At 63.4% G+C, this 23,323-nt stretch carries 21 protein-coding genes and 1 tRNA gene; 12 read left to right on the top strand and 10 right to left on the bottom strand.

Annotation, left to right across the window (positions count from 1 at the left end; genetic code table 11):
* Positions 1 to 467: 467 nt before the first annotated feature.
* Positions 468 to 557 (bottom strand) — tRNA-Ser (locus JQC81_RS13970).
* Between the two features lie 518 nt (positions 558 to 1,075).
* On the opposite strand from JQC81_RS13970, the gene JQC81_RS13975 reads away from it, so the two are divergent.
* The 9 genes from JQC81_RS13975 (at position 1,076) to JQC81_RS14015 (ending at position 10,152) form a co-directional block, all read left to right on the top strand.
* On the top strand, positions 1,076 to 2,089 hold the full coding sequence (locus tag JQC81_RS13975; protein ID WP_203272417.1) for a septal ring lytic transglycosylase RlpA family protein: 1,014 nt from the start codon (positions 1,076 to 1,078) through the stop codon (positions 2,087 to 2,089).
* A 126-nt stretch (positions 2,090 to 2,215) separates the two neighbouring features.
* Positions 2,216 to 3,424 (top strand): D-alanyl-D-alanine carboxypeptidase family protein, encoded by a 1,209-nt coding sequence (locus JQC81_RS13980; protein ID WP_203272418.1) that lies wholly within the window; start codon positions 2,216 to 2,218, stop codon positions 3,422 to 3,424.
* Positions 3,424 to 4,113 carry a dTMP kinase gene (tmk, locus tag JQC81_RS13985; protein ID WP_203272419.1) on the top strand — a complete coding sequence of 230 codons (690 nt, stop codon included), beginning with the start codon at positions 3,424 to 3,426 and terminating at the stop codon, positions 4,111 to 4,113. The genes JQC81_RS13980 and tmk overlap by 1 nt, the downstream gene beginning before the upstream one ends.
* Positions 4,103 to 5,167, top strand: coding sequence for a DNA polymerase III subunit delta' (locus JQC81_RS13990; protein ID WP_203272420.1), 1,065 nt, complete (start codon positions 4,103 to 4,105; stop codon positions 5,165 to 5,167). Before tmk ends, JQC81_RS13990 begins: the two co-directional genes overlap by 11 nt.
* A 58-nt stretch (positions 5,168 to 5,225) precedes the next feature.
* Complete coding sequence (metG, locus tag JQC81_RS13995) at positions 5,226 to 6,776, top strand: methionine--tRNA ligase (protein ID WP_203272421.1); 1,551 nt, start codon at positions 5,226 to 5,228, stop codon at positions 6,774 to 6,776.
* Positions 6,777 to 6,823: 47 nt separating this feature from the next.
* On the top strand, positions 6,824 to 8,155 hold the full coding sequence (locus JQC81_RS14000) for a family 1 glycosylhydrolase (RefSeq protein WP_203272422.1): 1,332 nt from the start codon (positions 6,824 to 6,826) through the stop codon (positions 8,153 to 8,155).
* Between the two features lie 115 nt (positions 8,156 to 8,270).
* Positions 8,271 to 9,080 (top strand): TatD family hydrolase, encoded by an 810-nt coding sequence (locus JQC81_RS14005; RefSeq protein WP_203272423.1) that lies wholly within the window; start codon positions 8,271 to 8,273, stop codon positions 9,078 to 9,080.
* Positions 9,077 to 9,877: an MBL fold metallo-hydrolase gene (locus JQC81_RS14010; protein WP_203272424.1), complete on the top strand. Its 801-nt coding sequence runs from the start codon at positions 9,077 to 9,079 to the stop codon at positions 9,875 to 9,877. Before JQC81_RS14005 ends, JQC81_RS14010 begins: the two co-directional genes overlap by 4 nt.
* Positions 9,874 to 10,152 carry a hypothetical protein gene (locus JQC81_RS14015; RefSeq protein WP_203272425.1) on the top strand — a complete coding sequence of 93 codons (279 nt, stop codon included), beginning with the start codon at positions 9,874 to 9,876 and terminating at the stop codon, positions 10,150 to 10,152. The genes JQC81_RS14010 and JQC81_RS14015 overlap by 4 nt, the downstream gene beginning before the upstream one ends.
* A 295-nt stretch (positions 10,153 to 10,447) precedes the next feature.
* Here JQC81_RS14015 and JQC81_RS14020 read toward each other — a convergent pair whose 3' ends face one another.
* Positions 10,448 to 10,888 (bottom strand): OsmC family protein, encoded by a 441-nt coding sequence (locus JQC81_RS14020; RefSeq protein ID WP_203272426.1) that lies wholly within the window; start codon positions 10,886 to 10,888, stop codon positions 10,448 to 10,450.
* 135 nt (positions 10,889 to 11,023) lie between these two features.
* On the opposite strand from JQC81_RS14020, the gene mazG reads away from it, so the two are divergent.
* A complete protein-coding gene (mazG, locus tag JQC81_RS14025) occupies positions 11,024 to 11,869 on the top strand; it encodes a nucleoside triphosphate pyrophosphohydrolase (protein ID WP_203272427.1) in 846 nt (281 codons plus the stop codon).
* Here the strand turns inward: mazG and hflX are convergent.
* The 7 genes from hflX to dusB all read right to left on the bottom strand — a co-directional run bounded on the left by hflX (position 11,864) and on the right by dusB (position 21,065).
* A complete protein-coding gene (gene hflX, locus JQC81_RS14030) occupies positions 11,864 to 13,258 on the bottom strand; it encodes a GTPase HflX (protein WP_203272428.1) in 1,395 nt (464 codons plus the stop codon). The two genes, mazG and hflX, sit on opposite strands and share 6 nt — an antisense overlap.
* Position 13,259: 1 nt before the next feature.
* The gene (gene hfq / locus JQC81_RS14035) at positions 13,260 to 13,514 is read right to left on the bottom strand and encodes an RNA chaperone Hfq (protein ID WP_009491222.1); all 255 of its coding nucleotides are present in this window, start codon (positions 13,512 to 13,514) and stop codon (positions 13,260 to 13,262) included.
* 235 nt (positions 13,515 to 13,749) lie between these two features.
* On the bottom strand, positions 13,750 to 15,120 hold the full coding sequence (gene ntrX, locus JQC81_RS14040) for a nitrogen assimilation response regulator NtrX (protein ID WP_203272429.1): 1,371 nt from the start codon (positions 15,118 to 15,120) through the stop codon (positions 13,750 to 13,752).
* On the bottom strand, positions 15,117 to 17,369 hold the full coding sequence (locus JQC81_RS14045; protein ID WP_203272430.1) for a sensor histidine kinase NtrY-like: 2,253 nt from the start codon (positions 17,367 to 17,369) through the stop codon (positions 15,117 to 15,119). Before JQC81_RS14045 ends, ntrX begins: the two co-directional genes overlap by 4 nt.
* 100 nt (positions 17,370 to 17,469) lie before the next feature.
* Positions 17,470 to 18,936, bottom strand: a complete 1,467-nt coding sequence (gene ntrC, locus JQC81_RS14050) for a nitrogen regulation protein NR(I) (RefSeq protein WP_203272431.1) — start codon at positions 18,934 to 18,936, stop codon at positions 17,470 to 17,472.
* A 9-nt stretch (positions 18,937 to 18,945) separates the two neighbouring features.
* On the bottom strand, positions 18,946 to 20,049 hold the full coding sequence (locus JQC81_RS14055) for a two-component system sensor histidine kinase NtrB (protein WP_203272432.1): 1,104 nt from the start codon (positions 20,047 to 20,049) through the stop codon (positions 18,946 to 18,948).
* Positions 20,046 to 21,065 (bottom strand): tRNA dihydrouridine synthase DusB, encoded by a 1,020-nt coding sequence (gene dusB, locus JQC81_RS14060; RefSeq protein WP_203272433.1) that lies wholly within the window; start codon positions 21,063 to 21,065, stop codon positions 20,046 to 20,048. The genes JQC81_RS14055 and dusB overlap by 4 nt, the downstream gene beginning before the upstream one ends.
* A 110-nt stretch (positions 21,066 to 21,175) precedes the next feature.
* Between dusB and JQC81_RS14065 the strand changes: the two genes are divergently transcribed.
* Both JQC81_RS14065 and JQC81_RS14070 read left to right on the top strand, forming a co-directional pair.
* Positions 21,176 to 22,369 carry a bifunctional 2-C-methyl-D-erythritol 4-phosphate cytidylyltransferase/2-C-methyl-D-erythritol 2,4-cyclodiphosphate synthase gene (locus JQC81_RS14065; protein WP_203272434.1) on the top strand — a complete coding sequence of 398 codons (1,194 nt, stop codon included), beginning with the start codon at positions 21,176 to 21,178 and terminating at the stop codon, positions 22,367 to 22,369.
* Complete coding sequence (locus JQC81_RS14070; protein ID WP_203272435.1) at positions 22,366 to 22,854, top strand: CinA family protein; 489 nt, start codon at positions 22,366 to 22,368, stop codon at positions 22,852 to 22,854. The genes JQC81_RS14065 and JQC81_RS14070 overlap by 4 nt, the downstream gene beginning before the upstream one ends.
* Here the strand turns inward: JQC81_RS14070 and JQC81_RS14075 are convergent, their stop codons facing one another.
* Positions 22,855 to 23,322: a type II toxin-antitoxin system RatA family toxin gene (locus tag JQC81_RS14075; protein ID WP_203272436.1), complete on the bottom strand. Its 468-nt coding sequence runs from the start codon at positions 23,320 to 23,322 to the stop codon at positions 22,855 to 22,857.
* Position 23,323 lies beyond the last annotated feature (1 nt).

The following is a 23,323-nucleotide window of genomic DNA, read 5'->3' on the forward strand; positions in this document are numbered from 1 at the left end:
CGCGTTCCTCTACGCCGCTTCCGTCATGCTCCTCGTCCGCCGCTTGGGACGACACTCATGATTACGGGACGGACTCTGAGGCTTTGGGGCTGGACAGGCCCGTATCGCAATCGGTGGGTTTGGGAGCCCTCGACCGGTCATAGTGGAAGAGGTCGTCCTCGGCACGATGTCGAGCGGTCCCTCGATAGGTGGTGTTCTGTGGGCTCATGAGCATCCCCCTTTTCTTTGGGTCATGAGAACCTCTGGCCAAGCTCTGAGTTCCAGGCCCACACAAAGAAAAAGTTTAATTGGTGAGAAACCCGGAAGACACCAGCGACGCTTGAAGTAGCACCGGAACTCGCATCACGCTGTGAGTGAGGCGCAGTGGATCAATAGCCAAGCCCGTAGCAAAGATGGGGAAGAAGGCGGGGAAGAGTTGTGTCTTCCATCATCTTTCGTGGCATTTCCAGTATCTTACTGGGAAATGATGGCGGAGAGGGTGGGATTCGAACCCACGGTACGGTTGCCCGTACGGCGGTTTTCAAGACCGCTGCCTTAAACCACTCGGCCACCTCTCCTGATCGCCCGAGGCAGGCTCGGAACCGGGCCCATCTCTAAGGCTGCGAACCCGATGTCGTCAACTCGGATCGCTTCATTTGCAGTGATGCTCGACTCAGGAAAGTCGCTGTCAGGGCACCTGATTCATTAACCACGTTAAGTCGTGCGGGGGGCAGACACCGCGAGTGGTGCGGTCGATTGGCATCATAACCACAAGCTCGCTCCTGGAAGAGCAGCTTCAAGCCAAAAGACTGATATTGCTGACTTTTACCTAAATGCAAGGCCGACCATGTCTCTCGTTCAGGGGAGACCTTTCAGACGTTGACCTTCGCGCACGCCAGCTTCCTGTGGACCGCAACCGAATGAAATGATTGTGCTTTCATGTTCTTCTGATACTTAGTATCAAGTTCATTAGCTTTGCCATTGACAAGCGCGGCTGTTTAACTTTCCTTTAAGGGCTGAAAAGCACTTTGGCTTGATGTCCGGGGCAAACGTGGACTGAGCCAAGCTTCGTGCTGACAACAGGATGCGAGACGACATGCGTTTCAACCGCGCTGAAGCGAACACCGGGTTGAGGGGAACGATCCCGTCCTTCACTCAACCGACTCTGCTCCGCGTTGCAGGCGTCACGGCCATCGCCCTGATGGCCGCCAATTGCTCCTCGAATGTCAGGGGCGGGATTGATCCCAAATATGGCGTTGCGCCGAGCCCGAAGGTCGTTGCCGACGGCCAGCCTGTTCCCAAGGGGGGCGGGCGCGAGATGGTGGGCAAGCCCTACACGGTTGCCGGCCGGACCTATGTTCCCAATTCCAGCCAGCGACCGGCCGAAGGGCTGGCCTCATGGTACGGGGCGAATTTTCACGGACGCATGACGGCGAACGGCGAGGTGTTTGACCGCGCCTCGATCGCAGCCGCCCACACGACGATGCCGCTGCCGAGCTATGCCCGTGTCACGAATCTTCAGAACGGCCACTCCATGATCGTTCGCGTCAATGACCGCGGGCCGTTCCACGGCAACCGGGTAATCGACGTTTCCGAACGCGCCGCCATGGCTCTCGGCTTCAAGCAGCAGGGGACCGCCCGGGTGAGGGTGGAGTATGTGGGCAGTGCCTCCACCAATGGAAGTGACGATCGAATCCTGATGGCGAGCCTCAGGACGGATGGTCAGCCCGCCAGCCTCACTAACACGCCGGCGACCATGATTGCCCAGGCCGCTCCTCAGCCGAACGCGCCGCGCCAAGCCATTGCTTTGCGCAGCTATGAGCCTGACAGCGAGGCCTATCAGGCTCCCGCTCGCGCCTCCCAGCCCTCTACGGTGGCCAGCGCGGCCGCCGGCAACGTCCCATTGCCGCCTGAGCGTCCCTTCGACCTTGGGACGATTCCGGGCGCGGCGAGCCCGGTCGCCAGGGTCAGCTCGGCAGTTCCTGGGCAAGTTCCGGCTGCCCGCCCGGTGGTCGCCAGCCTGTACGAGGCGCCGGCCAGCACAGCGTCCGGCTTTCAGAGGAATGGCTCGTCGGCGGCCCCGAGTGCCCAGAGGTTCGTGCTCCGGTAAGCTGGAGCCACGCCTTTCCCCACTCGCGTGCCTCCGCACACAGTCCAGCGTAGCTGAATGTTGATTTGTTGTTGACGCGCCACAAATTCAGGATCTCCTAGGGGAAGAGCCTGGAGATCGTTAGCTATGCGTCAGCCTCAAGCCGCCAGAATCCTTGCGGCCTTTGCTTTTTTAGTCAGTGGCCTGTTCCTCGCACCTCATGGGATTGAGGCACGAGCCCAGGAATTCCAGACGGCGGCTCCCACGGCGATCCTGATGGATGCCGGAAGCCACGCAGTTCTCTTCGAGAAGAACGCAGACGAGGCGACGGCACCGGCCAGCATGGCGAAGGTCATGACCGCCGAGGTGGTTTTCAATGAGATCAAGAACGGCCGGCTGAATTTCGACAGCGAGTTCGTGGTGTCGGAGAATGCCTGGCGGAAGGGTGGAGGCGGCTCCGGCGGCTCGTCCATGTTCGCCAAGGTGAATACCCCTGTGCGCCTGGAGGATCTCCTGCGCGGCCTCATCGTGCAATCGGGCAACGATGCCGCCATTGCCCTTGCTGAAGGCATCGCCGGCACCGAGGATAATTTCGCCCGCATGATGAACGAGAGGGCCAAGCAGATTGGCCTGACGAAGTCCACCTTCCGCAACGCAACCGGCTACGGCCACCCCGAGCAGAAGGTCACGGTTCGCGATCTGGCCAAACTTGCCCTGCACGTCATCGAGACCTACCCGGAGCTCTACAAGATGTTCGGGGAGCGCGAGTTCACCTGGAACAAGATCCGTCAGCAGAACCGCAACCCGCTGCTGTTCGCCGATATCGGGGCGGACGGACTGAAGACCGGGAACATCGACGAGGCCGGCTATGGGCTCATCGGGTCCGCCGTACAGAACAACCAGCGCCTGATCGTCGTCGTGAACGGCCTGAAGACAGCCAAGGACCGGGCGACGGAGTCGAGAAAGCTCCTGGATTGGGGCTTCCGGGCCTTCGAGTCCCAGCAGCTCTTCGCGGAAGGGCAGGTTGTTGGCGAGGCTCAGGTTTTCGGTGGGAACATGCGCGCGCTTCCTCTTGTGGCGAAGAAGCCTGTTCGTGTACTTGTGCCTCGTGGCGACGGAGAGCGGGTGACCGCACGCATCGTCTACACCGGTCCTCTGAAGGCTCCCATCCAGAAGGGGGCCGAGGTGGCCCGTCTTCAGGTGACCCGTGGGGACATGCAGGCTCTCGATATGCCGCTCTATGCCAATGAGGACGTCCAGCAGGGCACGCTGAGCCAGCGGGCCTTCGACGGCTTGCTGGAATTCAGCACGGGCTGGGTCCGCCGCGCATTCTCGAGTCTCGTCGAAAGCATTTGATGGCAGGTTGCTTCATCACCTTTGAGGGCGGGGAGGGCGCAGGCAAGTCGACCCAGATCGAGCGGCTCAAGCAGCGGTTGGGCGAACTGGCCCAGCCGGCCCTGGTAACGCGCGAACCGGGCGGATCTCCCCACGCGGAAGAGATTCGGGCTTTCATTTTGGGCGGGCATGCCAAGCATCTCGGGCCCTTCGCCGAGGCCCTTCTGTTCGCCGCGGCCCGCATCGACCACCTGGACAAGACGATCGTGCCTGCCCTCAAACGGGGCACTCACGTCCTCTGCGACCGTTTCGCCGACTCGACCAGGGCCTATCAGGGTTCGGCCGGGAACATCGACAAGGCGCTTATCGACCAGCTCGAGCGGGTGACTCTGCGGGGCGTCAAGCCCGACCTCACCTTCATCCTCGACCTCCCGGCAGAAACCGGCCTTGCCAGAGCCCGGGAGCGCCAGGCCGGCAAAGGAGAGGGAGCGGACCGTTTCGAAGGGGAGGCGGCCTCCTTCCATCATTCCTTGCGCCAAGCATTTCTGGCCATCGCGCGCGATGAGCCGAAACGGTGTGCGGTCATCAACGCTGACCAGGAGCCCGACGAGGTCGAGGCGGCCATTTGGGCCTCCTTGCGCGAGAGGCTGCCTCAGCTTGCCGAGAATCGTTTCTCGGATAATGCCTTGAGGCCGCTCGATGTCGCGTGACGGTCAGGACGTGGTAGAGCCGGATGGGTTCGAGGGAGCCCCGCATCCGCGGGAGCAGTACGCCTTCTTCGGCCACCAGGAAGGCGAGGAGGCTTTTCTGGAGGGGCTCCGGAGCGGTCGCCTGCACCATGCCTGGCTAATTGGCGGAGCGCAGGGCATCGGCAAGGCCACTCTTGCCTATCGCGTCGCCCGTGCCGTCCTCGATCCGCAGAAATCGGGTGACAAGTCCCTTGCCGGCCTCAACGTGCCGCCAGAATCCCATGGGGCCCGTCAGGTCGCAGCCCTGTCCCACCCTAATCTGGCCGTCCTGAGGCGATCTCCGCCGACGGACAAAAAGGCAGCATCGACGACCATCCCCGTGGATGCCGTGCGCCGGGCGCTCAACATGTTCGGCTCCACGGCGGCCAATGGAGGCTACCGGGTCTGCATCGTCGACAGTGCCGAGGACCTCACCATCTCGAGCGCCAATGCGCTGCTCAAGGTGATCGAGGAGCCGCCGCCGCGTTCGCTCTTCCTGATCGTGAGCCACGCTCCGCAACGCGTGCTGCCGACCATTCGCTCCCGGTGCCGGCGCCTGCTGCTCCGCCCTCTGGAAGGCCAGGAGATCAGGGCAGCTATCGGCTCTCTTGGATCCCCCTGGTCCGAGATCCCGCCGGATGTGGTCGAGCAGGCCCTCCGGTATGGGGAGGGATCGGTCCGCCGCACCCTTGAGCTGCTCGATACCGAGAAGGTCGCCTTCATCGATCAGGTCACGAAGCTCCTCGACAGCCTGCCGCGGACCGACACGAAGCAGATTCTCGCCTTGGCGGAGGCTCTGGCCCGGCGCGATGCGGACGAGAGCTACGAGTTGACCCTGGAGACCGTCCAGCGCTGGGTGTCCGAGCGGCTGCGCGACCGGGCAGGGCTCGGCGCCTCCCGCCTTGCGCCTTTGGTAGAGGTGTGTGAGAAGATCGACCGTACGGCGCGCGAGGCCGACGTGTTCAACCTCGACCGCCGACCCTTCATCCTGACGATGTTCGACGATCTTGCCGACGCTGTTCGGCGAGCGGCCTGAAGCCTCCGCCGTCCGCAGGAGCCGAAGGGTTCTAGAAGCTCAGGATCAGGGATTCGACATGGCCGACAAGCAGAAGTTCTACATCACCACGGCTATCTCGTATCCGAATGGGGCTCCCCATATCGGTCATGCCTATGAGGTCGTCGCCTCCGACGCGATCGCGCGGTTCAAGCGCATCGACGGCTACGATGTCTTCTTCATGACCGGCACGGACGAGCACGGTCTCAAGATTCAGCAGACCGCCGACAAGAACGGCACGACGCCGAAGGCTTTCGTCGATGACATGGCGGCCAAGTTCCGGGCCATGGCCGACCGGCTGAACTGCTCCTACGATCGCTTCATCCGCACCACCGATGCGGATCACGTGCCATCGACCCAGGAACTCTGGCGCCGGATGCAGGAGAAGGGGGACATCTATCTCTCCAAATATTCCGGTTGGTACTCGGTCCGGGACGAAGCTTATTACGACGAGACGGAGCTGACCAAGCAGCCCGACGGCAGTTGGCGCGCCCCCACCGGAACGCCGGTCGAATGGATCGAGGAGGAGAGTTATTTCTTCCGCCTCTCCGCCTATCAGGACCGGCTGCTGGCCCATTACGAAGCCCATCCAGACTTTATCAGCCCGGAAACCCGCCGCAACGAGATCACCAGCTTCGTCCGCTCGGGCCTACAGGATCTCTCGATCAGCCGCACCACTTTTAACTGGGGCCTGCCGGTGCCGGGCGATCCGAAGCATGTCATGTATGTGTGGATCGACGCGCTGAACAACTACGTGACCGGCTGCGGCTTTCCGAACGAGAGCGATCCGCGCTGGAACTATTGGCCGGCCGACGTGCACATTATCGGCAAGGACATCGTGCGCTTCCATACGGTCTACTGGCCGGCCTTCCTGATGTCGGCCGAGCTGCCGCTGCCCAAGCGGGTCTTCGGACATGGGTTCCTGCTCAACAAGGGCGAGAAGATGTCGAAGTCGGTGGGTAACGTGGTCGATCCTTTCGATCTCGCCGACACCTATGGCGTCGATCAGATCCGCTATTTCTTCATGCGCGAAGTCCCCTTCGGTCAGGACGGCAACTACTCCCACGAGGCCATCGTCAACCGCATCAACGCAGATCTGGCGAACGATCTCGGCAACCTGGCGCAACGCTCCCTGTCCATGATCGCGAAGAACTGCGATGCCGCGGTGCCGCAGCCGGGTGAGTTCGCCCAACCCGACCACGACATGCTCTGGCTCGCCGATGCCCTGCCGGTCAAGACGAGGGCGGCCATGAAGGATTTCGCCCTCCATACGACTTTGGCCGAAATCTGGGCCGCGGTGGCCGAGGCCAACCGGTATTTCGCCTCACAGGAGCCCTGGGTGCTGCGCAAGACCAACCCTGAGCGCATGAACACGGTGCTGTACGTCACGGCCGAGGTTCTGCGCGCGGTCGGCATCCTGGCACAGCCCTTCGTACCCGAGGCGGCTGCCAAGCTGCTTGACCTGCTGGCGATTCCGCCGGAGGGCAGGGGGCTGGCATCGGTCGGGCCGGAGCATCGCCTGGCGGCCGGTACGGCCCTTCCGCAACCGGCCCCGATTTTCCCGCGTTATCTCGAAGCGGAGGCGTCCTGACGCGTCCGCTTTGATCGGCCCGGAGGGGCCCCAAGCGGAAGCGTTCGATGTACACCACCTTCATGTTCGCCACCGGGATCGAGAACAGCATCCCGACGATCAACAATGGCCGCACCCGCATCGATCAGATGGAGAAGTGCGGCCACTACAAGCACTGGCGAACCGATTTCGACCTGCTTGAGGACCTCGACATTCAGGTCCTGCGATACGGACCGCCGCTTCACACAAGCTTTCTGGGACCCGGACGCTACGACTGGTCCTTTGCCGACATGACCTTCGGCGAGATCCAGCGCCGTAACCTCATCCCGATTGTCGACCTCTGTCATTTCGGCGTCCCGGATTGGATCGGAAATTTCCAGAACCCGGATTTCCCAGATCTTTTCGCAGCTTACGCCGAAGACTTCGCACACCGCTTTCCCTGGGTTCAGCTTTATACCCCGATCAATGAGATGTTCATCTGTGCCCAGTTCTCGGCCGCCTATGGCTGGTGGAACGAGCAGATGCGCAGCGACCGGGCCTTCGTGACGGCGCTCAAGCACATCGTGAAGGCCAATGTGCTAGCCATGGAGCGGATCCTGAAGGTCCGACCGGATGCCCTGTTCATCCAGAGCGAGTCCTCGGAGTATTTCCACGCGGAGAACCCGGCTGCCATCAAGCCGGCCGAGATCATGAATGCCCGACGGTTCCTGTCCCTCGATCTCAACTACGGCCGCCGAGTCGACTCGGAGATGTACGAGTTCCTGATGGATAACGGGATGACCCGGGACGAGTATCACTTCTTCCTGAGCCGCTCGTCCCTGCGCCATCACTGCATCATGGGGAACGATTACTACGTCACCAACGAGCACCGGGTGCGCGCGGACGGCATGACGAGGGCGGCCGGCGATGTCTTCGGCTATGACGAGATCACCCGGCAATACTACGAGCGATACCGCCTGCCGGTCATGCACACCGAAACCAACCTCGTGGAAGGGCCGACCGGCCAGGAAGCCGTGGATTGGCTCTGGAAACAGTGGGCCAACGTGCTTCGGGTCCGCAACACCGGCGTACCGATCGTCGGCTTCACCTGGTATTCTCTGACCGACCAGATGGACTGGGATACGGCCCTGCGGGAGGAGAACAACCGGGTGACGCCCGTGGGCCTCTACGATCTCGACCGCAACATCCGCCCCGTGGGCCGCTGCTACAAGCAGCTGATCCAGGATTGGTGCGATGTCCTGCCGGCCCAGAGCGTGTGCCTGACGGTCCCTGTCGTTCGGCCGCAGGACCATGATGACATCGCGGTTCGCAGGCATCAGGAACGCCTGCGCAAGATGCGGCGCAAGGAAGCGAAAGAGGACGACGAGCCCAGGGCGACCGCTCAGGGCGGCCATCGGTAGACGAGGGCGCAGATCCGATCTATGCAGCCGTGCCGCTAGCGCATCGTGCGGACCCACAAAGGGGATTCCACCTTTGGGTCCGGTGCCGTAACCGCAGAGGAGGGCGCCTTTACCCATGTTGGTCGACAGCCATTGCCACCTGGATTTCCCGGACTTCCAGAGCCGCCTGCCGGAGGTCCTCGCTGCCGCAGCGGCGGCGGGTGTCGGCCGGATGGTGACGATCTCGACCCATGTGGCGCGCTTCGAGACCTATCGGGCTCTGGCCGAGGCGCATGAGAGCGTTTTCTGCACAATCGGCACCCACCCTCACAATGCGGCCGTGGAGCCGGATGTCCCGGCGGAGCGGCTGATCGAGCTGTCGCACCATCCGCGCTGCGTCGCCATCGGCGAGGCAGGCCTCGACTACCACTACGACAAGAGCCCGCGCGACGTTCAGCAGCGGGTTTTTGTCACCCATATCGAAGCCGCTCGCGAAACCGGGCTGCCGCTGGTCGTTCATGCCCGGAATGCCGACGAGGACATGATCCGGATCCTGTCGGAGGAGATGAGGCGAGGGCGCTTCGATGCAGTTCTGCATTGCTTCTCGTCCGGCGAGAAGCTCGCCCAGGTTGGCGTCGAGCTGGGGCTTTACGTGTCGTTTTCTGGGATCCTGACATTCCGGAACTCGGAGGAGATCCGCCGGATCGCCGCCGCTGTTCCCCACGACCAACTGCTGGTCGAGACCGACGCGCCCTACTTGGCCCCCGTGCCGCACCGCGGCAAGACGAACGAGCCTGCCTTTGTGGCCCATACGGCGCGCGTTCTCGCCGAGGTGACTGGCGTGACGGATGAGACGATTGCCGAGCTGACGACAGCCAACTTCTACCGGCTCTTCGCCAAGGCGGCGGCTGCGGACGCCGCATACAGGCAGGCGCTCGCATCATGACGCTGCGCCTGACGATCCTCGGCTGCGGATCCTCGGCCGGTGTCCCGCGCGTGGGCGTCGGCTGGGGCGCCTGCGATCCGGCAAACCCGAAGAACCGACGCCGGCGCTGTTCCGTGCTGGTGGAGCGGATCGGCCCGGATAGAGCTGTCACGACCGTGCTGGTCGATACAGGTCCCGACGTGCGCGATCAGCTGCTCGGGGCCGATGTCCGCCGCCTGGATGCGGTTCTCTACACCCATGAGCACGCCGACCACATTCATGGGATCGACGACCTGCGCCCGCTCGCTATCGTCCAGCGCCAGCGCATTCCGGTCTATGCCGACCGGATGACAAGCGAGCTGCTGATGATGCGCTTCGGCTACTGCTTCGAGACCCCGGCCGGGAGCAGCTATCCGCCCATTCTGAAGATGAACCATCTGAAGCCTGGGGTCTTGACCTCGGTGCCCGGACCGGGCGGCGCTGTCGAGGCAATGCCGTTCAGAATGGTCCATGGGGACATCGACACCTTAGGCTTCCGGTTTGGCAATATCGCTTATGCTCCGGACGTAAGCGAGATGCCTGAAGAGAGCCTGCGGTATCTGGAGGGCCTCGATGTCCTGATCCTCGATGCTTTGCGCTACACGCCGCACCCGACGCATTTCTCTGTGTCAGAAGCCCTGGACTTTATCGCAAAGGTCAGACCCAAACGGGCGATCCTGACGAACCTGCACACGGATCTCGATTACGAGACGCTGCGGAGCGAACTGCCGCCGCATATCGAGCCGGCCTATGATGGGCTTCAGATCGGAGCGCCATGACAGGGCGACGGATCGATCAGTACCCGCACACACCGGATGGTCGCTATTTCGTGGTTCGCGGTCGGTTGTGGCGCCTAAGCAATCCGGATCTTGAGCCGGAAGAGCGCAAACGCCTCGTCCACGAGTTGATGTCAGCGCGCCGGGCAGTCCGCAGCGTCAAGGACGATCCGGAGGCTTTAACCAGAGTTCGTGCTCGGGTCGACGCGGCGAAGCGAGCCCTCGGCGAACGTGGTCCGGTGTGGTGGAGCGATGGTGCGCCGGATTATAATCTGTAGCCAGTCAGCGACACGCCGTATGCAGAATGGTTTCTCTCGGTCAACGCGACACCTTGAACCCGGATAGAAGGTGGCTGAGTGAATTCTCCATTTAGGTTCCATAATATATCTTATGCGAATTGCGCATGTAGATCCATCAGCCTCTCCCCTCTAACTTGAGGCGATCTGTTTACGGTCTTCTGATGAGAATTCCCGGTTGGCGATGATCGACGGATCAATGCCGATCATCGTGTGGCGTCAGCCCGGTTATGGTCACTGGCACAGAGACTGGGTTCAGGACGATCCAGTCTCGGAGCTAGGATGCAGCCGCCGGCTCTTCCGCTGCGTCCAGGGCTGTCCAGCTATGAGTGATCTCGGCCACGGCACCCAGCATGATTGAGGCCGAGCAGTATTTCTCCTTGGACAGCTGGATCGCCCGCTCCACCTTCGCCGGCGCCAGACCCTTGCCCATGACGCGATATTCAAGATGGATCTTAGTGAACACCTTGGGATCGGTCTCGGCACGCTCGGCCGTCACTTCGACCTCGCAATCGGACACGTGCTCCCGGCCCTTTCTGAGGATCTGCACCACGTCGAAAGCCGTGCAGCCGCCCAGGCCGATCAGAAGCATTTCCATGGGCCGGATCCCCAGATTGCGCCCACCATATTCAGGTGCGCCATCCATCACGACCGCATGTCCGCTGCCGGATTCGCCCACGAACATCATGCCATCAACCAGTTTGATCCGCGCTTTCATCGTGCTCTTCCTCAACAAATCTCAAGAAGTTTGGCCAAGTTCATACACCGCTACGCCATTAGCATGGTGCAAATCCTGCTAGCGGCGGGTTTTGTCCTCAGGCTATGAGACAGACATAGCGAGCGGAAATTAACCATGAAGCCTTCGACCGACATCACACGCCTCCTGGAGATCATGGCAGCCCTGCGCACGCCCGGAACAGGCTGTCCATGGGACCTCGAGCAGGATTTCGCCTCGATCACGCCTTACACGCTTGAAGAGGCCTACGAGGTCGTGGATGCCATCGAGCGGGGCGATCTGGCGGACCTGCGGGACGAGCTCGGCGACTTGCTGCTTCAGGTGGTTTTCCATGCCCGCATGGCCGAGGAGCAGGGTGCCTTCGCCTTCGGCGATGTGGTCGAGGCGATCACCAAAAAGCTTATCCGGCGGCACCCGCACGTCTTCGGGAGCACCAAGGACCTGTCGCCCGAGGAGGTAAAAAGCCTCTGGGATTCGATCAAAGCTGGGGAGAAGGCGGCACGGAAGGCAGAGCGCGCCACGATGGGCTTGTCGCCGGAGGCCCATGAGGCTGGCTTTCTTGGCGGCATCCCAACGGCCCTGCCCGCCCTGACACGGGCCCAGAAGCTGACAGCCAAAGCCGCCAAGGTCGGCTTCGACTGGCCTGATGCTGCTCAGGTAATCGACAAGATTCACGAGGAACTGGATGAGGTTAAGGAAGCTTCTTCATCTGGAGACAGAGACAAGATCGAGGATGAAATCGGCGATCTGCTCTTTTCCGTGACCAATCTCGCCCGTCACTTCGGCATCGATCCGGAGCGGGCTCTGAGACGGACGAACGCCAAGTTCGAGCGTCGCTTCAGGGCCGTCGAACAGGCGCTCGGGGAGCAGGACCGGAGCCTCGACGAGGCATCGCTCGAGGAGATGGAACGGCACTGGGTCGCTGCGAAGATGGCCGAGCGCGAGCCCGGCGCGTCCTCATAGGACGCGGGCTTCAGGAAACCGGTTAAGAAAGCGGGGCTCCTTGCCGGCGACGAGGCGCACCTGAAGCACCGTGTGCCCGTTCTCCTTTGTCTGGCGGTCGAGGATCTCCGTGTTCTCGTGGAGCCATGCGAGCCCCTGCCCGTCCTCGGCCGCGACGTCCACCTCATAGGTCACCCGCCCCAATGCCAGATGCTGCTCGATGGTGGCGAGCAGTTCGGGGATGCCGTCCCCCGTCAGAGCCGAGATCAGGATCGGCCGCCTCTCCTCACCGGTTCGCTGCGAGGTGGTGGCGAGTCGTTCCCTATCATCCGCCGAGAGAAGGTCGGCCTTGTTCCAGACCTCGATGATGCGCCGGGTATCGTCAGGGTCGATCCCGAGCTCGCGCAGCACCACGGCCACGTCGCCGGCCTGGGCCTCCGTCTCCCCATGGGAGACGTCACGGACGTGCAGCAGCACATCCGCCTCGACGACATCCTCCAGAGTGGCTCGGAAGGCAGCGACCAGCATGGTCGGCAGATCCGAGATGAAGCCGACGGTATCCGACAGGATGGCCTTCTCGCCGTGGGGCAACTCGATAGCCCGCGAGGTTGGATCGAGCGTCGCAAACAGCATGTTCTCGGCCAAGACGTCGGCCTGAGTCATGCGGTTGAAGAGCGTGGATTTGCCTGCGTTGGTATAGCCGACGAGCGCGATGATCGGATATGGCACCCGGCGGCGGCTCGTCCGGTGCAGGGAGCGTGTTTTGACCACGCCCTCGAGATCCCGCTCGATCCGGTTCATCCGTTCCTGGATCATGCGCCGGTCGGCTTCGATCTGCGTTTCGCCGGGGCCGCCGAGGAAGCCGAAGCCACCGCGCTGACGCTCCAGGTGGGTCCAGGAGCGGACCAGCCGGCCCTTCTGATAGGACAGGTGCGCCAGTTCGACCTGGAGGGTGCCCTCCTTGGTGCGGGCGCGACGCCCAAAGATTTCGAGAATCAGGCCTGTCCGGTCGATGACCTTGGCGCCCCAGGCCTTTTCAAGATTGCGCTGCTGCACGGGGCTCAGAGCGCAGTCCATCACGACGAGCCCGATCTCCTCAGCCCGGATGAACCCCGCCAGTTCCTCGACCTTGCCGCTCCCAATGAAGGTGGCGGGGCGGGGGGAGGAAAGGGGCGCTATGAGCGAGCGAACGATGGTCAGATCGATGGCCAGAGCGAGACCGGCGATCTCATCGAGACGCGCCTCGGGAGGGCGCGGATTACCCCCCTCGCCTTCAGCATCCGCGGAAACGCGCCGCTTGCGCGTCAGGTATGGCCCGACAACGAGCGTCCTTGTCCCCGCCGCAACCTCTTTCTCAGGTTCGGCAAGCTGTACTAGACGTTCTTCCCCGGGCGTCCGTGGTTCCGTCACCTCAAGCCTTCTCGCCAGCCTCGTCGATCTGATCGAACAACTGAACGGGCTGTCCCGGCATAATGGTGGAAATGGCGTGTTTGTAAACCAGCTGGGAGTGACCATCCCTGCGCAGCAGAACGCAGAAATTGTCGAACCAGGTGACGACCCCCTGGAGCTTCACTCCATTCACCAGAAAGATCGTCAGGGGTATTTTCTGCTTCCGGACATAGTTGAGGAAGGTGTCCTGAAGGTTCTGCGCGCGATCGCCCGCCATTGAAGTTGCCTCGCCAGCCCATCGCCGCCGGTCTTGGCTATGGGGCCGCCTGAATATGATTGTCCGCTTTCGTGCGGTCGGTGACCGGCGTTCTTATTACAGGGCGAACAGCCCCGTTCGGCAAGGGGGACGCAACGGTTCTACCCCCTCGGAGCGCATTTTTCCCGTGGATGGATAGGTTTTAGTTCCGACTCCGCGAAGGCGTCAGGCTCGTGAGGCCCAACGAAGGCGGATGTCAGCCGCCGATGCCTAAGGATTTCAGCTTCCGGTGAAGGGCCGAGCGCTCCATGCCGATGAATTCCGCGGTCCTGGAGATGTTGCCGCTGAAACGGGCGATCTGCGCCAGGAGGTATTCCCGCTCGAAGATCTCGCGGGCGTCGCGAAGCGGCAGGCTCATGAGCTTCTCGCCCCCTGCCCCGCCCGGCGTGCTCGGAACGAGCGCACCAATCTCGGACGGCAGCATGTCGGCCGTGACCTCAGCATCAGGCTCACCAGAGGTGAGGATCATCAAGCGCTCGACGTTGTTCCTCAACTGGCGCACGTTCCCGGGCCAGTCATGCGACTGCAGCACCGCCATGGCGTCCTCGGCGATGCGCCGCTTCGGCAAGCCTGTGGTCGACGAGATCTGCTCCATGAAGAACTCGATGAGTTCCGGCACGTCCTCCCGGCGCTCGGCCAGGGACGGCACCCGAATCGGAATGACGCCAAGGCGGTGAAACAGGTCCTCGCGGAACCGTCCGGCAGCGATTTCAGCAGGTAGATCGCGGCTCGATGACGAGACGATGCGGACATCCACATGGACCCGGGTCGTTCCACCGACGCGCTGGAAGTTCTGATCCACGAGAACGCGCAAGATACGGTTCTGCGTCTCCCGGGGCATGTCGGCAATCTCGTCGATGTAAAGGGTGCCGCCATGGGCCTCCTCGAGAGCACCGACGCGACGTCCCCCGCCCGCCCCGCCTTCCGTGCCGAAGAGCTCGGCCTCCATGGTATCCGGCGTGATGGTCGCGGCCGAGAGCACCACGAAGGGGCCGTTGGCGCGGGTGGAGAGGCCGTGAAGGGTCCTGGCCGTCAGTTCCTTGCCCGAACCGGGCGCGCCAGTGATCAGGATGCGGGCATTGGTAGGCGCCGCCCGTTCGACGGCTTGACGCAGTTGGTTGACCACGATGGACTTGCCGGCGATGCGGCTCGCCTGAACGGAACGGGAGCGCAGGTCGCGCACCTCGCGTTTCAACCGCGACGCCTCGAGGGCTCGCTCGGCGACGAGCACGAGCCGGTCCGCCTTGAAAGGCTTCTCGATGAAATCATAAGCGCCGGCCTTGATGGCCGAGACGGCGGTCTCGATGTTGCCGTGGCCCGAGATCATCACCACGGGCAGGTCGGGATGCTGGCTCTTGATGATCTCAAGCACCTGGAGGCCATCGAGCCGGCTTCCCTGCAGCCAGATGTCCAGGAAGACGAGGTGGGGACGCCGCGTCTCGATAGCCGCCAGGGCATCATCGGACGTTCCTGCCGTGCGTGTACGGTGGCCCTCATCCTCAAGAATGCCGGCCACGAGTTCGCGAATGTCGACTTCGTCGTCGACGACGAGAATATCAGCGCTCATAGGCTTGCCCTGCGAGAATCGTTTCGATTGGAAGCGGCCGCTGGCTCTTCCGATGAAATCTGTTTCGTCTTGGGGATCCACATGCGGACCTGCCCACCCCGCCCGGCGGGATTGTCGGCGAGTTCCATGCCACCCCCATGGTCTTCCAAGATCTTTGCGACGATCGGCAGCCCTAAGCCGGTTCCACCCTCGCGGGTCGTCATGTAGGGCTCCAGAAGGCGCTGCCGCCCTTCGACAGGGAAGCCCTTGCCGTTGTCGGTCACGGCCAGGATCAGATAATCCGGATGCGTGTCGTCCAGAAGGACGGAGATCTGCCCCTGCCCTCTTTCTTCGTCCGGTACCGCCGCAATGGCTTCCGTGGCATTCTTGACGATGTTGGTCACGGCCTGAGACACAAGCCGGCGGTCGAACGGCGCCACGAGCGATCCTTGCGGCACCTGATCGACAAACGCGATCTCGGGATGGGCAATCTTCATCATGAAGACGACCTGACGGATCGTCTCAGCCAGATCCTCATTGCCGATGGTCGGCTTGGGCATGCGGGCGAAGGATGCGAACTCGTCCACCATCCGCTTGATGTCGTCGACCTGGCGCACGATGGTGTCCGTGCATTGATCGAACACCTCCCGGTCGGTGGTGATCACCTTGCCGTACTTCCGGCGAATGCGCTCGGCCGAAAGCTGGATCGGTGTCAGAGGGTTCTTGATCTCGTGCGCGATCCGGCGCGCCACGTCCGCCCAGGCGGAGGTCCGCTGCGCCAGGACGAGATCCGTGATGTCGTCGAGGGTAATCACGAGATCCCGCTTTTCGCTGCGAGTCTGCTCGCTGGTGACGCGGACGTTGATCGTGCGTTCCTTGCCCTTGCGTGCAATATGGATCTGCTGCTGCATCAGCCGCTGGCGCCCATGGCTCATCTCTTCCATCAGGGCAGTGACCTCCGGCAGGATCATGGTGATCGGCTTGCCGAGCAGTTCCTCCCTTGAGGCTCCAAGAAGGGCTTCGGTCGAAGGATTGACGATGGTGATCACCCCCCGGGCATTCACGCCGATCACGCCGGCCGAGACCCCGGCGAGAACCGCTTCGGTGAACCGACGCCGGCGATCCATGAGCTCGCTGGCCGTAGTGAGGCCGTCATGCTGGCGCCGCAGCTCCGACGTCATCTTATTGAAGGTCTCGCCCAGATGGCCGAGATCACCCTCGCCCCGCTTGACGGGAACCTGGACGTAGAAATTGCCGGTCGCCACCTGGTCCGTCGCATGGATGAGGCGCCTGATCGGTGCCACAAGGCGGTTCGCGAAATTCAACCCGAACCAGACTGCCGAGAGCAGCACAATCAGGGCGATGAGCGTGAACATGGACGCGAAGGCGATCTGGATGCCCGCCTTCTTCTGGTCGAGAGCCTCATAGAAAGCCACCCCGGTCTCAGCAACCTGGGGGAACTCGATGGCGCGCGGATCCACTTCCCGCGCCACGTACAAGACCCGCCCGCCATGGGCGTCGAGCCTCAGGGCGGAACGGAAGATGTTTCCGCTGGCCCGGGTGAAGAGGCAGAGAGCCTCCTGGGAACTCGCCTCCTGAAGATCCACCTGCGAAGGCTGAGGAATGTTCTCGACCTTCTTCACCTCGATCCGCTCGACCACCGTGCCGTCCGGATCGACGATCATGGCCAGCGGGAAGCCGAGGAAGACCGCACGGGAGTTCATGAACTCCCGAAACAGGTTGCGGTCCGCGTCGAAGAGAACCTTCGCACGGTTGAGGTCCGCCGCCATCAGCTGGGTCTCGCGCGCGAGCGTCCGGCACTGCATCTCCCGATAGGAGCGCGCGATGGACACCGTGTTGTTCATGAGGTCCTTGAGCGCGCCCGTGAACCAGGGATCAAGGCCGCGCTCCAGCGTCACGGTCGCAACGCCGGCGACGAGAATGGCCGGCAGGACAGCCACCAGGCTGAAGAGCCCGACAATCCGCACGTGGAGACCTGCCGCCGCCGCCCCTGCCCTGCGCTCCCGCACGAGCTTGCGCGTTTGCCACGCCACGATGCCGAGAAGGACCGCGATGAGAATGCCGTTCAGCGTGAACACCCACACAACAACGTTGTGGGTCGGCAGGATGGGCGTGGCACCGGCCAGAATCAGGAACGTGGCAAGGGCCGAGGCCAGTGCCGACAGAACGGCTCCGTAGCCCAGCCAGCCGAGGCCGGTCTGGGACGGCTCGGCCGCCTGCCGCTGTGCAATGGTGTCCTGGTTGATCAAGACTGACGCCCCGCGAGATCGGGTGCCCTGGAAACGGCACCCTGTCGTGGGGTGATGCACCAACACAACACTGTGGTCAAATTATTACAGCCGAGGCCGGTCAGGCTCGGTTCGAGCGCACGACCATGAGATCCAGGTCCCGAACCTTCTTGCGCAGGGTGTTTCGATTGACGCCGAGGAGCTCCGCCGCCCGGATCTGATTGCCCCTTGTCGCCGCCAGGGCAGCCCCGATGAGAGGCCCTTCGATCTCGCGCAGGATCCGGTGGTAGAGCCCGGGCGGCGGAAGCGAATCCCTGAACCCGGAGAAGTACTCGTTCAGGTGACGCTCGACCGCATCCGACAGGCCTTCCGAGGCCTGCAACGCAGGCTGGCTGGATTTTCCAGCAGGCTGCTGCGGCAGGAGCGGCTGAGAATCGAGTTCCGCATCGACGATAGCTCCGGTAATGGTGTCCTGAGGGTAGAGTGCAGCCAAGCGCCGCACCAGATTCTCCAGTTCGCGGACATTGCCCGGCCAGCGGTAGCGTTTCAGCCGGTCCATGGCCTCCACGTCGAGCTGCTTGCGGCCGAGCCCCTCCTTCTCCACCAGCACGAAGAAATGGCGGACAAGGTCCGGAATGTCCTCGACGCGTTCGCGAAGCGGGGGAAGCCGCAGCGGAACCACGTTCAGCCGGAAATACAGGTCCTCGCGGAAAAGACCCTGCTGGATCAGGACGCGCAGATCCTTGTTCGTGGCGGCCACGATACGGACATGGGTCTTGATCGGCACACGCCCGCCGACGGTTGTGTACTCGCCCTGCTGGAGAACCCGCAGAAGGCGGGTCTGCGCCTCCATGGGCATGTCGCCGATCTCGTCGAGGAAGAGCGTTCCTCCTTCGGCCTGCTCGAACCGGCCCGTGCTGCGGGCGGTCGCGCCTGTGAAGGCCCCTTTCTCATGGCCGAACAGTTCGGATTCGATGAGCTCCCGCGGGATCGCCGCCATGTTGACGGCCACGAACGGACCCTGCCGGCGCTTGCCGTAATCGTGGAGCGCCTTGGCGACCAGCTCCTTGCCCGTGCCGGACTCGCCCGTAATCATCACGGTGAGATCGGTGGGCATGAGGCGGGCCAGCGCCCGGTAGATTTCCTGCATCGCCTGCGAGCGTCCGACGAGCGGGATATCCTCGTTTTCCGGCGCCGGATGGGCGCCGGTCGGCACGCTGCGCGGGCGGGAGAGCGCCCGGCCGACGACGGCCACCAGCTCCTTCAGGTCGAAGGGCTTGGGCAGATACTCGTAGGCGCCGCGCTCCGAGGCCTTGATGGCCGTCATGAACGTGTTCTGCGCGCTCATGACGATGATCGGAAGATCCGGCCGGATCTTCTTGATGCGGGGCAGGAGATCGAAGGCGTTCTCGTCGGGCATCATCACATCGGTGATGACGAGATCGCCCTCCCCTTGGGACACCCAGCGCCAGAGGGTGGCGGCATTGCTCGACGAACGGACCTCGTAGCCCGCCCGCGAGAGGGCCTGATTCAGGACGGTCCGGATGGCCGCATCGTCATCGGCAAGAAGAATCTGTCCGCTCGGCATAGGTCAGCCTTATAAATCGGCCCCGCGACCGTCGCCGGCGCGGTGCATGGGGAGAAGAATCCGGAAGGTGGTCCGCCGGGGCGCCGGCTCGCATTCGACGATCCCGCCATGATCGCCCACGATCTTGGCGACGAGCGCGAGCCCAAGACCGCTGCCCTGAACCTTTGTGGTCACGAAAGGATCGAAGAGATCGCTCATCAGCTCGGGCGGGATGCCGGGGCCATTGTCCATGACGCTCAGCTCGATGGGCAGGCTCACGCGTTCCTGCGAGCCGGGCACCTGAAGCCTGACCCCAGTGCGGAAGGCCGTGGACAGGATGATCTCACCGTCCGGCGCATCAATGCCGATGGCCTCGGCGGCGTTCTTGACGAGGTTCAGGATGACCTGGATCAGCTGGTCCCGGTTGCCGAGCACGGGCGGGAGCGACGGATCGTAGTTTTCAGAAAAGCGGATGTGTCGGGCGAACCCCGACTGCGCCAGTCGCTTCACGTGGTCGAGCACGCCATGGATGTTGACGGGCCCCCGTTCCACGGGCCGCTCCTCACCGAACACCTCCATTCGCTCGACGAGCTTCACGATGCGGTCGGTCTCGTCGCAGATCAGCCGCGTCAGCAGCCGGTCGTCCTCGTTCGCCGATTGCTCGAGCAGCTGGGCGGCGCCGCGGATGCCGGAGAGCGGATTTTTGATCTCATGGGCCAGCAGCGCACCCAACGCCGTAATGGACCGGGCGGCACCGCGATGGGTGAGCTGACGGTTCATCTTGTCCGCGATCGTCCGCTCCTGGAGCATGACGATCACGTTGTCGCCGTCGTCGCCAAGGGGGCATGCCGAGACATCGACGATGCGCTCGGCCCCGAGGCGCGGACTGCCGATATCGACTCGGTGCTCGCTGACGCTGGAACCTCGCTGGCGAACGTCCTCGACCAGCGCCATCACCGGCGAGCCGAAGGGCAGCAGGTCGCTCAGCTTCTGGCGCTGCATCATGCGCAGGCTCATCTCGAAAAACGACTCGGCCGCCGCGTTGGCGTGCGCGATGCGATGCTCCGGCCCGACCGTGAGGACCGGGATCGGCAGGGCGTTCATGATCAGGTCATTGATGGGAAGAGCCGTCATGCAGCATCCCGCTCCAAGCGGCTGTAAAGCGAGCGCAGCAACGCAATCACGGTTCCCGGCTCCTCCGATGTGACAAGCCCCGTGCGGATGCCTGGAGCCACCTGGAACCCAGAAGCCATCGCCATATCCGCGTAGGCCGCCAGGTGCTTGCGGGCATGGCGGATGCCGGTCCTTTCCCCATACAGGGAGAGCAGCCCCTCATAGTGCTCGACGGCGATGGCGGTCATTTCCTCAGGCGACGGGTCGGGGATGGTGCACCCCTGCAGGGCCGCGCCGATCTGGCCGACGAGCCAGGGGCGTCCTACGGCCGTGCGTCCGATCATCACGGCAGCGGCTCCAGAGGCGGCCAGACAGCGCCGCGCCTCCTCCAGGGAGCCGATATCGCCGTTGGCTATCACCGGAATGCCCACCGCCTCCACAACAGACGCGATGGCATTCCAGTCGGCCTGTCCCTTGTAGAACTGCTGGCGGGTGCGGCCGTGGACCGTCACCGCCTTGACGCCCAGCGCCTCGGCTCTTCGAGCAAGATCCTGCGCGTTTATGCTCTGGTGGTCCCAGCCGAGCCGCATCTTCACCGTGACAGGGACGCTGGCCGCCTGCACCGTCGCGTCGATCAGGCGAGCCGCATGGTCCAGGTCGCGCATGAGCGCCGATCCGGCAAAGCCGCCGATGACGCGCTTGGCCGGACATCCCATGTTGATGTCGATGATACGGGCCCCTGCCCCTTCGGCCATGCGAGCGGCTTCCGCCATCCAGCGGGGTTCGCAGCCGGCGAGCTGGACGACGTGCGGCTCGATTCCCGCACCCTCGGCGCGCAGCTGCGCTTCCTCGGATCCTTGCACGAGTTCGTCGGAGGCGACCATCTCGGAAACTACGAGGCCGGCCCCCAATCTCTTGGCAATGCGCCGGAACGCGACATCCGTCACGCCGGACAGCGGGGCGAGCACGGCATTGCGTTCGACCTGCACGGGCCCGATACCGAAGCCGGAGCAGCCTATTTTTTGATCAAGTTTCATCTTGCCTATTTAATAGCCATATCGTGCTGGGGTGCAAGCTCTCTCAGGCCGGTCTTTGCCTTCTTTCAACGGCACGTTAAGGAGAACGCCTGTTGCGGAGAGCCTTCTCGATGTCAGTTGCCGCCCTCATCGTTGCCGCCGGCCGTGGATCGCGGGCAGGAGACGGGATTCCGAAGCAGTACCGGGACCTCCAGGGGCGACCGGTCCTGGCACGGACCCTTGCGGGCTTTCTCTCGCATCCCGGAGTCGATCGTATCCTTGTGGTGATCCACCCCGACGACCGGGATCTCTACGAAGCAAGCATCGCGGCCGTTGCACCCCTCCAATCGGCACTTCTGCCATGCATTCATGGCGGCGATACGCGGCAGGATTCCGTGCGGAACGGCTTGGAAGCTTTGGGCGCTTCGGCCCCCGAAATCGTCCTCGTCCATGACGCGGCCCGTCCCTTCGCAAGCCCGGAACTCATCGACAGAGCAATCGAGGCTGGCCGGCGCCGGGATGCGGCCGTTCCCGGAACCCTCGTGACCGACACCATCAAGGTGATCGGCAGCCATTCGGAGGTTGTCTCGACCCCTGACAGAGCGAGCCTCAGAGCCGTGCAGACCCCGCAGGCCTACCGATTCCCCTCGCTGCTCGATGCCCACCGTAAGGCGGCAGCCGCAAGGCTTCATGCCTTCACGGACGATGGCGCTCTTGCGGAATGGGCCGGGCTACCGGTCCATGTGTTCGAGGGCGAGAGCAGCAACATCAAGCTCACCCATCCGGCCGACTTCGTGGAAGCCGAGCGGCGATTGAGAGGTTCATCCATGACGCATATCACCAGGCTCGGCACCGGCTTCGACGTCCACGCCTTCGGCGACGGCGACCATGTCCGGCTCGGCGGAATCAAGGTGCCCCATGACCAGGGCGTGATCGCTCATTCGGACGGCGACGTGATCCTGCATGCCCTCACCGACGCCATCCTGGGGGCTCTGGCCGACGGCGATATTGGCACGCATTTTCCGCCGAGCGATCCGCAATGGCGCGGCGCCTCCTCGGACCGGTTCCTGGCTCATGCGGTCGGCCTGGTGCGGGAGCGCGGCGGCATCGTCGACCATCTCGACACCACGCTCCTCTGCGAGACGCCGCGGCTTGGGCCTTATCGCGAGGCCATGCGGCAGCGGATCGCCGAAATTGCCGGGCTTCGCCTCGATCAGGTCTCGCTCAAGGCGACCACCACCGAGAAGCTCGGTTTCACCGGCCGCCGCGAGGGCATCGCCGCCCAGGCGGCCGCAACCATCCGCATGCCGGAGGTGAATCCATGATTCCGGACCTGAGAGACCGCGCCGCCGGGCTTCTCGATGCATATCGCCGGAAGGGACTGAAGCTCGCCACGGCCGAATCCTGTACCGGCGGGCTAGTGGCCGCCCTGCTGACCGAGATATCAGGCTCGTCGGCGGTGGTGGAGCGTGGCTTCGTCACCTATTCGAACGAGGCGAAGACGGAGTTGATCGGCGTGCCCGCCAACTTGATCGCCACCCAAGGGGCGGTGAGCGAGCCGGTTGCCCGAGCCATGGCCGAGGGTGCGCTCGCCTATTCGCGAGCCGACGTGGCGGTGGGAATCACCGGGGTTGCAGGCCCGACCGGAGGAACGGCCACGAAGCCTGTCGGCCTCGTCCATTTCGGCCTAGCGCGAAAAGGAGCCTCCACGATCCACCTGGAGCGCCGCTACGGCGATCTCGGGCGGGAAAATGTCCGCCGCCGGGCGGTGGAGGATGCGCTTTCGCTTCTGGAGCAGGCGCTCCGCTGATCAGGCCCGGGCCCGGGAGGGCATGCCGTAGATCTCGTCCGCCCGCTCCTCGAACGCCTCGGTGAACTTGCGGAAGGCCTTGTCGAAGACGCTGCCCATGAGCAGCCCGAGGGCGAAGCTCTTGAACTCGTAGTTGATGTAGAACTCCACCTCGCAGCCGCCGGGAGCATCGCGGAAGGTCCAGCGGTTCTCAAGATACTTGAACGGTCCGTCCACGTATTCGACCGTGATCTTCCGGCGGGGATCATCCAAGGTCACGCGGGTGGTGAAGCTCTCGTTGATGGCCTTATAGCCCACCGCCATGGTGGCCACGAGTGTCTCGATGCCCTCCCCGCTCTGGACCCGACGCATGACCCGCAGATCCTCGCACAGGGGCAGGAACTCCGGGTAGCGCTCCACATCGGCCACGAGGGCGAACATCTGAGCGGGCGTATGCTTCACGGTCCGGGTGGTGCGGAAGGTCGGCATG

This window comes from Microvirga arabica (assembly GCF_016811235.1).
GTDB lineage: Bacteria > Pseudomonadota > Alphaproteobacteria > Rhizobiales > Beijerinckiaceae > Microvirga > Microvirga arabica.